Raw genomic sequence first — 13,152 nt, 5'->3', positions numbered from 1 at the left:
TTCTGACGTACCGTCAGATTCGATGTGCCGACTGTTCCACCGTGCCCGTACAGCGTCAATACCTGATGCAGCGTCACATCCGGAAAGGATCACAGCACGCTGACGCCCGCCAGCCACCCGCCGTCGATGACGAACGGCTGGCCCGTGATGTACGCGGAGTCCTCCTGTGCGGTGAGGAACAGCGCGAGCCGCGCCACCTCCTCGGGCTGCCCGACCCGCCCCAGCGGCACGAGCTTGCGGTACAGCTCGTCGAGGGCCTGCGAGGCCTCCTCGGTGTCCGCGCCCGGGTCCAGCTGCGAGGGATTGCTCATGGCGGTGTCGATGGCGCCGGGACAGACGGCATTCACGCGGATCTTCTTCGCGGCCAGCTCGAGGGCCGCCACCTTCGTCAGCCCCACGATGGCGTGCTTGGTCGCGGTGTACGCGCCGACGTACGCCATGCCCGTCACCCCTGTGTAGGAGGCCGTGTTCACTATCGAACCGCCGCCGGCGGCCTCGATCTCGGGCGCGACGGTCTTGATCCCGAGGAAGGCACCCACCTGGTTGACCTGGATGATCTGCTGGAACTCGTCCAGGGGCGTGCTCACCAGCTCGTTGAACCGCAGGATCCCCGCGTTGTTCACGAGCCCGTCGATCTTCCCGTACGCCTTCTTCGCGGCGACGACGGCGGCCGCCCAGTCGTCCTCGCGGCTCACGTCCAGATGGACGTAGAGCCCGCCGATCTCCTTGGCGAGCGCCTCGCCCTGGTCGTCGAGGACATCCCCGAGCACCACCTTGGCGCCCTCCGCGGCGAACAGCCGCGCCTCCTGCTCGCCCTGCCCGCGCGCCGCGCCCGTGATGACGACGACGCGCCCGTCCAGCTTGCCCATGCCGGTACTCCCAATCGGTGAGGTGCCTGGTCGTTGCCTGGTCGTTCAGGTGCTCAGTCGTTCAGGTGCGGAGCGACGTCGGCGCCGAACGCCGCCATCTGGTCGGTGAGTTCACCCAGGCTCCGGGAGCGGAACCGGACCTGGATCTGGTTCACGCCCATCGCGCCGTACGCGCGCAGCGACTCGGCGAGGGCCTGCGGGGCGCCGGACAGGGTGCGTCGGCCGACATGCCACGCGGGCTCGCCCACGTACAGGGGCTCGGCGATCGCTCCCACGGTGACGGGAGGCTCGATGCCCGCCTCCTCCCGCAGCCGCTTCAACTTCGCGATCTGTCCAGGCAGTTGCTCGCGCGTGTCCCCCTGCGGCAGCCACCCGTCCCCCTTCACGGCGGCGCGGCGCACAGCGGGAGCCGAGGAGCCGCCCACCCACACGGGGACGCGGCTCTGCGCGGGACGCGGCCGCTGCCCGAGCCCCTCGAACGCGTACCGCTCCCCCTTGAACGACGGATACTCCTCGGGCCCGAGCGCCGCCTTCAGCGCGTCCAGGGCCTCGTCGAGCACGGCCCCGCGCCGCGTGAAGTCGACCCCGAGCGCCTCGAACTCCTCCTGTACGTGCCCTGCCCCGACCCCGAGGATCAGGCGGCCCCCGGAGAGATGGTCGAGGGTGGCGTACTGCTTGGCGGTGGCCAGCGGATGGCGCAGGCCGACGATCGCGACGTGGCTCATGAGGCGCACGTTCTCGGTGATGCCCGCGAGGTAGGCGAGCGTGGCCACCGGGTCGTACCAGACGGTGCTCATCGCGTCGGCGAGGCGGCGCGGGATGGCGACGTGGTCGCAGCAGGCGATGTAGTCGAAGCCTGTGCGGTCGGCGGTGCGGGCGATCTCGGCGAGGTCGGCGGCGCCGGCCCCGGCCTCCCAGCCCTCGGCGTACATCGTGGACTGGGACTGGACGGGGAGCTGGATGCCGTAGGCGAGGTGCGACGTCCCGGACGTCATGGGGTCACTCACCACCCTGCCCCGCCCAGAGCCCGTCGTCGGTCAGCCCCAGCAGGTCGATGGCGTTGCCGCGCACGATGCGCTCGACGACGTCCGCGTCCAGGTGCCCCATCTGCGCCTCGCCGACCTCCTTGGACTTCGGCCAGGTGGAGTCGGAGTGCGGGTAGTCGGTCTCGTAGAGCACGTTCGCCACGCCGATCGCGTCGAGGTTCCTGAGCCCGAACGCGTCGTCGAAGAAGCAGCCGTATACGTGGTCGGCGAAGTACTCGGAGGGCCGCTTGCGGACCTTGTCGGCGACGCCGCCCCAGCCGCGGTTCTCCTCCCAGACCACATCCGCGCGCTCCAGGATGTACGGGATCCAGCCGATCTGGCCCTCGGCATACATGATCCTGAGGTTCGGGAAGCGCTCGAACTTGCCGCTCATCAGCCAGTCGACCATCGAGAAGCAGCAGTTGGCGAAGGTGATGGTCGAGCCGACGGCGGGCGGCGCGTCGGGCGAGGTCGACGGCATCTTGCTGGACGACCCGATGTGCATGGCGATGACGGTGCCGGTCTCGTCACAGGCCCGCAGGAAGGGGTCCCACTCGTCCGTGTGGACGGAGGGCAGGCCCAGGTGGGGCGGTATCTCGGAGAAGGCGACGGCACGCACGCCCCGGGCGGCGTTGCGTCGCACCTCCGCCGCGGCGAGCTCGGCATCCCACAGCGGGACGAGGGTGAGCGGTATCAGCCGCCCCTGGGCCTGCGGCCCGCACCACTCCTCCACCATCCAGTCGTTGTACGCGCGCACACCGAGCAGCCCGAGCTCGCGGTTCTTGGCCTCGGTGAACGTCTGCCCGCAAAAACGCGGGAAGGTGGGGAAACAGAGCGCGGACTGGACGTGGTTGACGTCCATGTCGGCGAGCCGGGCGGGCACGTCGTACGAGCCCTTGCGCATCTGCTCGTACGTGATGACCTCGAGCTTGATCTCGTCGCGGTCGTATCCGACGGCGGTGTCGAGTCGGGTGAGGGGCCGGTGCAGGTCTTCGTAGACCCACCAGTCACCTATCGGCCCCTCCTCCCCGGGCGCGCCCATGACGGGCGCGAACTTGCCGCCCAGGAACGTCATTTCCTTCAGGGGGGCGCGCACGATGCGCGGGCCTTCGTCCCGGTACTTGGCCGGGAGGCGGTCCTGCCAGACGCCGGGCGGTTCCACAGTGTGGTCATCCACCGAAATGATCCGGGGAAAGGCACGCGGGCTCTCCCCGGTCTCCTTCTTGGTCTCCGTGGTCTCCATGTCGACCACGGTAGCGCCGATCTGACGACCCGTCAGCTCTCTGGACGGCGGGGACATGAGGTGAGGTGTCTGTGATGGCTGTCTCGCGCGGCTGACGTATCCGCCATGAACAAGGCAAACTGGCCTCGTCGTCTTTGGATCTGACGCATGCGGCAGGGGGCAGCGATGGACGGTGTACCGCGGGTACCGGAGCAGCGGTGCGCCGGGACCTCCGAGGGCACCGGGAGCGCCGAGCTGCCCGAGGCCACGGAGGTCCCGGCGGGCCTGCGCTTCAGTGTGCTCGGCCCGGTGCGCGCCTGGCGCGGCGATGAGCCCCTGACCACGGGCTCCCCACAGCAGCGCGCCCTGCTCGCGGCGCTCCTGCTGCGCGAGGGCCGCACGGCGACGGCCGCCGAGCTGATCGACGCCCTGTGGGGCGACGAGCCCCCCTCGCAGGCCCTCGCCGCGGTCCGTACGTACGCCTCCCGCCTGCGCAAGATCCTCGACCCCGGCGTCCTCGTCAGCGAGTCCGGCGGCTACGCGATCCGCTCCGTCAGCGGCGACGCGCTCGACCTGGCCGCGGCGGAGGCGCTGCGCTCCGACGCCGAGAAGGCCCGGGGCGCCGGGGACCTGTGCAAGGCGCGCGAGCTGGTCAACCGGGCGCTGGCCCTGTGGGACGGCGAGCCTCTCGCCAACATCCCCGGCCCGTACGCCGAGACCCAGCGCGCCCGCCTCGAGGAATGGCGCCTCGGCCTGCTCGAATCCCGCCTCGACATGGACCTGGAGCAGGGCTGCCACGCGGACGCGGTCTCCGAACTCACCGCCCTCACCGCGGCGCACCCCCTGCGCGAGCGCCTGCGCGAACTGCTCATGCTGGCCCTCTACCGCTCCGGCCGCCAGGCCGAGGCCCTCGCCGTCTACGCCGACACGCGCCGCCTCCTCGCCGACGAACTCGGCGTCGACCCGCGCCCCGGCCTCGCCGAACTCCAGCAGCGCATCCTCCAGGCCGACCCGGCGCTCGCGGAACCCTCCACCCCGACGACGGAACCTTCGGCGGCCCCCCTCCGGCCCGCCCAGCTCCCGGCAACGGTCCCGGACTTCACGGGCCGCGCCTCATTCGTGACCGAGCTGCGCGACATCCTGTCCTCGGCCTCCTCCCCCGACGGGGAGGGCCAGGTCATGGCGGTGTCGGCGGTGGCCGGCATCGGCGGCGTGGGAAAGACCACGCTCGCCGTCCACGTGGCCCACGCCGCCCGCCCCTCGTTCCCCGACGGCCAGCTGTACGTCGACCTCCAGGGCGCGGGCTCGCGCGCGGCGGAGCCGGAGACGGTCCTCGGCTCGTTCCTGCGCGCGCTCGGCACGGCGGACTCGGCGATCCCGGACTCCCTGGAGGAGCGCTCCGCGCTCTACCGCTCCACGCTCGACGGCCGCCGCGTCCTGGTCCTCCTGGACAACGCCCGCGACGCCGCCCAGGTCCGCCCCCTGCTCCCCGGCACGGAGGGCTGCGCCGCGCTCATCACGGGCCGGGTGCGGATGGTCGACCTGGTCGGCGCGCATCTCGTGGACCTGGACGTGATGTCGCCGGAGGAGGCGCTCCAGCTCTTCACGAAGATCGTGGGCGCGGAGAGGGTGGCCTCGGAACGGGAAGCGGCCCTGGACGTGGTCGCCGCCTGCGGCTTCCTCCCCTTGGCGATCCGCATCGCGGCGTCGCGCCTGGCGGCCCGCCGCACATGGACGGTCTCGGTCCTGGCGGCGAAACTCGCGGACGAGCGCCGCCGCCTGGACGAACTCCAGGCGGGCGACCTGGCGGTCAAGGCGACGTTCGAACTGGGCTACGGCCAGTTGGAGCCGGCCCAGGCCCGAGCGTTCCGGTTGCTGGGGCTCGCGGACGGCCCGGACATCTCCCTGGCGGCGGCAGCGGCGGTGCTGGACCTGCCGGTCGAGTCGACCGAGGACCTCCTGGAGTCACTGGTCGACACGTCATTGCTGGAATCCGCCGCACCCGGCCGCTACCGCTACCACGACTTGGTCCGGCTCTACGCGCGTGCGTGCGCGGAACGGGATGAACTGCCGCCGGAGGAGCGGGAGGCGGCCATGTCTCGGCTGCTGGACTTCTACTTGGCTACGGCGGCCAGGGTTTATGCGATAGAGCGGCCGGGGGATCGGACGGTGGATCACTTGGAAGCGACCCGCCACCCGGGCCAGGAATTCACGGACGACGGCAAGGCGCTGGACTGGCTTCACGCCGAGGCGGCTTGCATTCTGGCTTGCGTTCAGCAGTCGCTGGGGGCCGGCACACTGCGGCGGGCAGTCGATCTCCTGCTGGCTTCGAAAGACCTGGCCGAATCCGGAGTCAGCGCATTGCGCTACGAAGTCGTTGCCATGGCTGCGCGAGACGCGGCGGCCGGCGTCAGCGAAGCGCACGCCGAGGGCCGAGCTCGTACGACTCTTGCACAAGTTCTCAGCAGGGCCGGAAGGTTCGACGAAGCCGGCGCGGAGGCCGACCAGGCCATAGCTCTTGGGCACAGGTCCGGCGACCCATGGACCAGCGGCAACGCCCCCAACGAACAGGGGATCATCGCTGCTCTCCGAAACGAGCCGGCACTGAGCGAATCCCATTTGCTCACGGCAATCGAGTCGTTCCGGGCAGATGGGAATCGTCCCGGTGAGGCCAGCGCCGTCTGCAACCTCTCTCGGGTCCTTGTCTCCATGGGCCGCACAACAGCGGCCATCGAACTGGCCCGCCAAGGTGTGACGATCTACGACGAGCTGGGCCTGACTTTTCGCCTCGCCAACGCCCGGTACGCCCTGGGAATCGCGCTGAGCAACAAGGGGGAGCAAGCCGAGGCGCTGGAAGAACTCACCGAGGCACTGAAGGTCTTCGTGGAGAACCGACAGCGGCTGTGGGAAGGCACGACGCATTACCGCCTCGCCCAGGTACATCTCTCGGCCCATCGACCCGCGCAAGCCGCACAGCACGCGGAACAGGCCCTCTCTACCGGCTGCATAGGCGGCGAGTGGATGCGCGCCAACGTGCTGACGCTTCTTGGACGTTCTCTCGACGCCCTTGCCCAGGTCGACCGAGCGCGAGCCTGCTGGCGAGAGGCTTTGGCCATCCATGAACTGTCGGACGCTCCCGAGGTCGTAGAGCTGCGTCAGCTTCTCACTCCGGTCGCCGCCGCCTGACGCACTGGGCTGGCGTTCATCGAACGTTTATGGGCAGCTGCGACTCTCGATTCATCGATCCGTCGCGTCGGGGGGCAGACGGATTGTCACGGGCCTCACAGATAGGGTGAGCGGCCCCGGAACGCCCGTTCGGCGACCCACGGGGGAGTTGCCGAACGGGCGTTTCCCACCCAGCACACCGTCAATCCATGGGAGTTCGCGAGTATGAGCGACGCCAAGAAGAAGAGCGAAGAGATCACTACTCAGGACAGCCACATGCCCGCGCCGCCGAGCGACGGCAAGGTGACCACTCAGGACAGCCACATGCCCGCGCCGCCGAGCGACGACGCGATAGTCACCCTGGACAGCCACATGCCGGCTCCGCCCAAGGACGCCTAAGACTTTCTTCCCGACGGGGATCGGCCGCGGCGGCGCGGAGGGGGAGCCGTCGCGGCCGAGTCATGTCCGGCCGCGGTGGATCACTCAGGCCGCATTCTGGCGGCCCGTGAGCCCGCCCGGCTCGGCCCGGTCGTCGTGCCCGCCCCGAATCGGGCCAAGTAGTGCCACACCTTCTTGACCGACTGCGGGTCATAGCGGTCGGCGCGCGCCGCGTCTCCGATGATGCCGGGATCGAGTACGCCGTCGACGGCAATCCGCGTGCCCAGGTCGACGTATTCCTGGCCTCGGTAGTCCGGGTGACGGCGGAGTTCCTCGACCCCGAGGCGGAAGCCGCCGTGCCACTCCACCGGGCAGTCGAGGCGCAACACCGCCGCCTCGACGGGCGTTCCCCGGTAGCACGGGTCCAGAACCAGCGCCTCCACATGGCAGTCCGGCCGCACCGCCCCGTGCACCTGTGCCTCGATGTAGTCGTCGAGGTCGTCCTTATTGTCGGCCAGGGCGAGGTCGATGAGCCCCATGCGATCGGCGACACCGAAGTCCGAGGGCTCAAGGAAACTGTCCGGGTAGCAGAACGTCGTCCGCGACACCGCCTCGGCAGTCAGCCTGAAGTGCGCCGAACCGAACCTCGGCGCCCCGCCGACCGGCTTACGACGGAAGTTCAACGCCCCGTAGACCGGCCGCTCTTGAGCAGGCGCCTCGTCGTACGAAGCGTCGAAGATCCGGCTCTCCCAGCGCCACCGGTCCCCGCCGGGATACGCGGTCAGCCCACCATTACTCGTCCCCGTGACGAACTGCGAGCGGTAGAGGCCGTCGTCGGCCAGAGCGTCCAGGATCGGCTTGCCGTGCAGCAGGCGGTCCGGGTGGAAGTTGAGCGTCACCCGCAGCGACGGGTCCACCGGCGGGCCCGACGCCACGGAGGCGACATGACGAAGGGCCCGTTCCTGCGGTGTCCGGGAGGCTTCGGTGCTCATCCGGGCAGTGTTCCCCAAGCCGGTCAACCGGCGCACATGGATTCCGTCGGGCGGTAGTAGCGGTAGTAGGGGCGGGTCAGCGGCTCGTCGGACACGTCGACTCGGTGGTCCGCCGCCGCCTCGCGGGCGTAGGGGCTGCGGGGCCGCGCACGTGGGGGCGGCGGCGCTACCGGCACCGGCCTCGCCGCCGAGACGGCCCGGCGCCTGGTGCCCCCGCCCGGCAACAGCCACGCAAGCACCCGCCCCAGCAGCGCGAGCAGCACTACTCCTCCCCCGCTTCGACCTCACACCACACCGTCTTCGACGCCGCGCCCTGTTCCACGCCCCACCTCAGCGCCACCGCGTCCAGCAGTACGAGGCCCCGCCCCGACTCGCCCTCCCCCGTCGCGCACAGGAGCACGGGGAGGACGCGCGGGTCGGGATCCGTGACCTCGACCCGGACCCCGGCACCCTCCACGCGGGCCACCCGCACCCGAACCGGCGTCCCCTCTCCCACATGCCGGATCACATTGCCCAGCAACTCGCTCACGCAGAGCTGCACTTCGGAGCAGGCCGCACCCAAGTGCCCGCGCACCGCTCTGCGCAGCTCAGGCACGGCCTTCGGAACGGCGAGCAGCTCGACGGCCAGTTCAGGCGGGCTCACTACCTCCGCGCCGGCAGCGGTGGGGGTTTGGTGGTGCATGCGTACGCCTTCCCGTCGAGTGCACTCCGTGACGAATCAGTCACACAGTGGCGGTGGACGGCGTAGCGTGAAAGGGGTTTGGGTTACGCAGAGCAACTGGCAAACGGTGGTGGTGAGTTGTGTCCTCCCGCAAGGATCCCGACGCGTCGGCGAACGTCCCCTCTTTCTACGGCGCCGAGTTGCGCTTCAAGAGGGAACTGGCGGAGCTCACCCTCGAACAACTGGCAGAAGGAAGCTTCCGTGGGGTTCCGTTCCTCAGCCAGATCGAGCGCGGCGAGCGCCGTATGCCCCTGGACCTGGCCAGGCACGTGGACGAGAAGCTCGGTACCGACGGCTTTTTCCAACGGCGTTGTGAAGATGCGCGCAAGGCGCGGCAGTCGGGGCACGCGGAGTACTTCGCGGACGTCGCCGAGATGGAACAGCACGCGGAGACCATCGAGGACTGGGCGCCGATGATCGTGCCTGGGTTGCTTCAGACGGCGGCGTACGCGCGCGCAATCGTGCAGGCGGCCATGCCCCGGGCCAGGGGCGAAGAGGTCGAGGAGAAGGTGGCGGCCCGCATGGCGCGGGCAGGGCTCTTCGACTCCGAGAACCCCCCTTCGTTCTGGGCAATCCTCGACGAATCGCTGATCCGTCGCCGCGTCCTCCCGCGCGAGGAGATGGCCGAACTACTGGATCACATCGCGGAAGTGGTCCACGCAAGCCGCTCCATTTTGCAGATCGTTCCGGAAACCGCCGCAGCCCATCCGTTCATGATGGGCATGACCCGGATCATGACCTTCTCGGATGCGCCACCAGTGGTGTACGCGGAGAGCCTGCACAGTGGCCAACTCATCGATTATCCGGCCCTCGTGAAGCAGTACCGGGAGTCGTACGATCTGCTCAGGGCCGCCGCACTGCCGCCAGAGGCGACCCTGGCCCTGATCCAGGCAGCGGCAGAGGACTATCGAAATGGCAAGCACTGAGATCGACTTGAGCGCCGCCCACTGGCGTAAGAGCAGCTACAGCAACGGAACGGGGGGCGAATGCGTCGAGGTAGCCCAAGGCCACCCCGCCCTCGTGCCCGTCCGGGACTCCAAAACCGCCCCCTCCGGAGGCCCCGTCCTCCTCTTCCGTACCCCCGCCTGGGCAGCCTTCGTAGCCGATCTGAAGCGCTGACGCTCAGCGAGAGAGCAGTGATCGGCAGATCCCGGCCACCCAGCCCTTGCCACAGCGCCCCCTCCCTGACCCATATCCGCCGATCCCCGCCCGTCCCGCTTCAGCGGGTTAACCGCTGGATCGAGTCCTGGCCGGCCTTGTAGGTTCCCGACGTGAGCGATGACGGCAAGACTCGTATCCGATGCGCGGCGGAGGCGGATGCAGGCGTGATCGCCCGCATCCACTTGGCCTCTCGGTCGGCGACCATGCCCTATCTGCCCCCGCAGAAGCGGGATCACGAGCAGGTGACCCGATGGATCCGGGACACCCTGCTCAAGCAATGTCGTACCTGGGTCGCGGAGCGTGATGCGGAGATCGCCGGCTATGCGGCTCTCGACGGCGACGTGCTCGAACACCTCTATCTGCGTCCGGACGTCCGTCGGCAGGGAATCGGCACGCTACTGCTCGATGAGGTGAGGCGGCACAGTCCTGAGGGGGTGTCCCTGCACGTCTTTCAGCAGAACACCGATGCCCGGGCCTTCTACAAGCGCCACGGTTTCACCGTCCTCGACACCAGCGATGGTGATCGCAATATGGAGAACCTGCCCGACATGACGCTTCGCTGGACACCGGACAGCGCGCGGTAGCCGGCCGTGCCGCTCAGGGGGCCGAAGGCTCAGGCGGCGTTACCCGGGTCCGCCTTGTTGTTCGCTGCCCAGTGCAGGATGCGCCAGTTCTCCATCACCGGGACCCTGCCGCTGCCCGCCGGATCGAGCGGCTGCGGCAGCACACGGCCTCACCGGCCCCGCAACTCCCCCTTCACCACCTTCCCGCTCGCGTTGCGCGGGAGTTCGGGCACGAAGTCCACTTCTCGCGGCACCTTGTAGTTCGCCATCTCGCGGCGGGACCAGGCGATCAGGTCGTCGGCCGTGAGGACGGAGCCCGGGCGCCGTACGACGTACGCCTTGCCGACCTCGCCGAGCCGTCCGTCCGGGACGCCGATCACGGCGACGTCGGCCACGTGCGGGTGGAGACCGAGGAGCTGCTCTATCTCGGCCGGGTAGGCGTTGAAGCCGCCGACGATGAACATGTCCTTGATGCGGTCGGTGATACGGAGGTTTCCCGAGTCGGACAGCACGCCCACGTCGCCCGTCCGGAGCCAGCCGTCCTCCGTGAACGCCTCGCGCGTCGAGTCCTCGTCCTCGAAGTAGCCGCTCATGACGTTGAAGCCGCGGACCAGGACCTCGCCGGGTTCGCCGGGGCCGGGCGAGTCCACGCGTACTTCCGTGTCGGGTATCGCCCGGCCTGACGTCGACGCGATCACCGACGCCTCGTCGCCGCGGCGGCACATCGTCACGATGCCGCTCGCCTCGGAGAGGCCGTATGCGGTGAGGACGGTGTCGATGTGGAGTTCGGAGCGGAGGCGCTCGACGAGCTGGAGGGGGACCACCGCCGCGCCCGTCACCACGAGTCGTAGCGCCGACAGGTCGTGGGAGGTGCGGTTCGGATGGTCCAGGAGTGACTGGTGGAGCGTGGGCGGGCCGGGGAGTACGGAGATGCGTTCGGCGGCGATGTTGGCGAGGACCGTATCCACGTTGAAGACGGGCTGCGGGACCATCGTCGCGCCGCGCATCAGGCTGGCGATGATGCCCGCCTTGTAGCCGAAGGTGTGGAAGAACGGGTTCACGATGAGGTAGCGGTCGCCTTCGCGGAGGCCGGCGAGGTCGGACCAGATCGCGTAGCCGCGCAGGGTCTGGGCGTGGGTGATCACCGCGCCCTTGGGGCGGCCCGTGGTGCCCGAGGTGAAGATGATGTCGGAGAGGGAGGTCGGGGCGATTCCCGCCGCGCGGGCCCGGACCGTCTCGCCCGATATTCCCTCGCCGCCCGCCAGGAAGTCCTTCCAGGTCCGCCACACGCGCGGGTCATCTTCGGCGGGGGAGGTGTCCGGGGCCGTGTCGGCGAGGACAACTACCTGTTCCAGGTGCGGGAGTTCGGCGTTTGCCCGGCGCAGGGATGCAACGTACGACGTGCCGAGGAACGTACCCGTCACGAACAGGAGCTTCGCGCGGGAGCGGGCCAGGATGTAGGCCGCCTCCGTACCCTTGAAGCGGGTGTTGAGCGGGACCAGGACCGCGCCCGCGCTCACCGCGCCAAGGGCGGAGACGATCCAGTCGAGGGTGTTGGGCGCCCAGATCGCCACCCGGTCACCCGTCTCGACGCCGCTCGCGATGCACGCGGCGGCGGCTCGTTCGACGCGGTCGCCGAGTTCCGCGTACGAGATGCGCGTACGGCCCTCGACGACGGCCTCACGCTCCCCGTACCGTTCGGCTGCCGCACGCACCAGTTGGGGAACGGTGCCCCACTCCAGGTCCCCGCGCATCGCACGACCTCCACACCCGTAGCCGACCCGTAGCTGACTATCCGTCAGATTAACGGTAGCCTGACGCGCTGTCAGCAGACGGGACGATCGTGGTGGCATCACGACGCGCGGAGGTGGCTTGCGATGGCGGGGCTCAAGGACGCGACGGCCATAGTGGGGATCGGGCAGACGCCCTTCGGCAAACAACTCCCCGAGAGTGAGAAGACGTTGGCGTGCCGGGCGATTCTCGCCGCGCTCGACGACGCCGGGATCGCGCCGTCCGAGGTCGACGCCTTCGCCTCGTACACGATGGAGGAGACCGACGAGGTCGAGGTCGCCAAGGCCGTCGGCGCGGGGGACGTGACCTTCTTCAGCAAGGTCGGATTCGGGGGCGGCGGATCGTGCGCGACGGTCGCGCACCTGGCCGGCGCCGTCGCCACGGGGCAGGCGAGTGTCGGGGTCGCCTGGCGCTCGCGCAAACGAGGGTCGGGGCCGCGCCCGTGGAAGAACACGGCCGTCCAGCTGCCGACGCCGGCACAGTGGACCCGCCCGTACGGGCTGCTGCGCCCCGCCGACGAGATCGCGATGCTCGCGCGGCGCTACATGCACGAGTACGGGGCGACCAGGGACCACCTCTTCAACGTCGCGCTCGCCTGCCGCAACCGCGCCAACCAGAACCCGGCCGCGATGATGTACGAGCGGCCGCTGACGCGCGACATGTATATGACGGCCCGCATGATCAGCGAGCCGCTCTGCCTCTTCGACAACTGCCTGGAGACGGACGGCGCGTTGGCGTGCGTCATCGTCTCCGCCGAGCGGGCGCGCGACTGCCGCCAGAAGCCGGTGTACGTGCACTCGGTCGCGCAGGGGCTGCCGTCCCAGCACCACGGGATGGTCAACTACTGGAACGACGATCCGCTGACGGGTCCGGCCTGGACCGCCGCCCGACACCTGTGGAAACAGGCCGACTTCGGGCCGGAGGACGTGGACGTCGCCCAGATCTACGACGCGTTCACGCCACTGATCCCGCTGTCCCTGGAGGGGTACGGGTTCTGCGGGCGGGGCGAGGGCGGGGCGTTCACGGAGGGCGGGGCGCTGGAGATCGGCGGACGCCTGCCGCTGAACACGGGCGGCGGCGGCCTCAGCGAGGCGTACGTCCACGGCTTCAACCTGATCAACGAAGGCGTGAAACAGCTACGCGGCATCGGCACGGCGCAGGTACCGGACGCGGGGACATGCCTGGTGACGGCGGGCGAGGGGGTACCTACGTCGGCATTGCTGCTGCGGGGGGCGTGAGGGGCGGAGGCGGGGCGGGGATGGACT

General features: G+C 69.6%; 13 protein-coding genes. 6 read left to right on the top strand and 7 right to left on the bottom strand.

The window, feature by feature from the left end; genetic code table 11:
* Window positions 1-89 precede the first annotated feature (89 nt).
* From OG574_RS26805 to OG574_RS26795, 3 genes are read right to left on the bottom strand one after another with little or no spacing between them, the layout of a single operon-like run.
* Window positions 90-869 (bottom strand): SDR family NAD(P)-dependent oxidoreductase, encoded by a 780-nt coding sequence (locus OG574_RS26805; protein WP_100596062.1) that lies wholly within the window; start codon window positions 867-869, stop codon window positions 90-92.
* Window positions 870-922: 53 nt separating this feature from the next.
* A complete protein-coding gene (locus OG574_RS26800; RefSeq protein WP_326775277.1) occupies window positions 923-1,864 on the bottom strand; it encodes an LLM class F420-dependent oxidoreductase in 942 nt (313 codons plus the stop codon).
* Between the two features lie 4 nt (window positions 1,865-1,868).
* Window positions 1,869-3,137 carry an amidohydrolase family protein gene (locus tag OG574_RS26795; RefSeq protein WP_326775276.1) on the bottom strand — a complete coding sequence of 423 codons (1,269 nt, stop codon included), beginning with the start codon at window positions 3,135-3,137 and terminating at the stop codon, window positions 1,869-1,871.
* A 165-nt stretch (window positions 3,138-3,302) separates the two neighbouring features.
* Between OG574_RS26795 and OG574_RS26790 the strand changes: the two genes are divergently transcribed.
* Window positions 3,303-6,302, top strand: coding sequence for an AfsR/SARP family transcriptional regulator (locus tag OG574_RS26790; RefSeq protein ID WP_326775275.1), 3,000 nt, complete (start codon window positions 3,303-3,305; stop codon window positions 6,300-6,302).
* A 204-nt stretch (window positions 6,303-6,506) separates the two neighbouring features.
* Entirely contained in the window at window positions 6,507-6,680 is a 174-nt protein-coding gene (locus tag OG574_RS26785; RefSeq protein ID WP_227295343.1) for a sigma-like protein, read from the top strand.
* 80 nt (window positions 6,681-6,760) lie between these two features.
* Here the strand turns inward: OG574_RS26785 and OG574_RS26780 are convergent, their stop codons facing one another.
* The 3 genes from OG574_RS26780 to OG574_RS26770 form a co-directional block, all read right to left on the bottom strand.
* Window positions 6,761-7,651: a DUF3626 domain-containing protein gene (locus tag OG574_RS26780; RefSeq protein ID WP_326775274.1), complete on the bottom strand. Its 891-nt coding sequence runs from the start codon at window positions 7,649-7,651 to the stop codon at window positions 6,761-6,763.
* A 23-nt stretch (window positions 7,652-7,674) separates the two neighbouring features.
* Window positions 7,675-7,827, bottom strand: a complete 153-nt coding sequence (locus OG574_RS26775) for a hypothetical protein (RefSeq protein WP_326775273.1) — start codon at window positions 7,825-7,827, stop codon at window positions 7,675-7,677.
* Between the two features lie 86 nt (window positions 7,828-7,913).
* Window positions 7,914-8,333, bottom strand: coding sequence for an ATP-binding protein (locus OG574_RS26770; RefSeq protein ID WP_326775272.1), 420 nt, complete (start codon window positions 8,331-8,333; stop codon window positions 7,914-7,916).
* 119 nt (window positions 8,334-8,452) lie between these two features.
* Between OG574_RS26770 and OG574_RS26765 the strand changes: the two genes are divergently transcribed.
* The 3 genes from OG574_RS26765 (at window position 8,453) to OG574_RS26755 (ending at window position 10,117) form a co-directional block, all read left to right on the top strand.
* On the top strand, window positions 8,453-9,298 hold the full coding sequence (locus OG574_RS26765) for a helix-turn-helix domain-containing protein (RefSeq protein ID WP_326775271.1): 846 nt from the start codon (window positions 8,453-8,455) through the stop codon (window positions 9,296-9,298).
* Window positions 9,285-9,491, top strand: coding sequence for a DUF397 domain-containing protein (locus tag OG574_RS26760; RefSeq protein ID WP_326775270.1), 207 nt, complete (start codon window positions 9,285-9,287; stop codon window positions 9,489-9,491). Before OG574_RS26765 ends, OG574_RS26760 begins: the two co-directional genes overlap by 14 nt.
* A gap of 152 nt (window positions 9,492-9,643) precedes the next feature.
* Entirely contained in the window at window positions 9,644-10,117 is a 474-nt protein-coding gene (locus tag OG574_RS26755; protein ID WP_326775269.1) for a GNAT family N-acetyltransferase, read from the top strand.
* Window positions 10,118-10,266: 149 nt separating this feature from the next.
* Here OG574_RS26755 and OG574_RS26750 read toward each other — a convergent pair whose 3' ends face one another.
* Window positions 10,267-11,850: a FadD3 family acyl-CoA ligase gene (locus OG574_RS26750; RefSeq protein ID WP_326775268.1), complete on the bottom strand. Its 1,584-nt coding sequence runs from the start codon at window positions 11,848-11,850 to the stop codon at window positions 10,267-10,269.
* A gap of 123 nt (window positions 11,851-11,973) precedes the next feature.
* Here OG574_RS26750 and OG574_RS26745 point away from each other — a divergent pair, with 123 nt between their 5' ends.
* Complete coding sequence (locus tag OG574_RS26745) at window positions 11,974-13,125, top strand: lipid-transfer protein (protein WP_326775267.1); 1,152 nt, start codon at window positions 11,974-11,976, stop codon at window positions 13,123-13,125.
* Window positions 13,126-13,152 lie beyond the last annotated feature (27 nt).

It is taken from the genome of Streptomyces sp. NBC_01445 (assembly GCF_035918235.1).
GTDB lineage: Bacteria > Actinomycetota > Actinomycetes > Streptomycetales > Streptomycetaceae > Streptomyces.
Note: the sequence above shows the minus strand (reverse complement) of the source record. Positions and strands in the feature narration are given on the sequence as shown.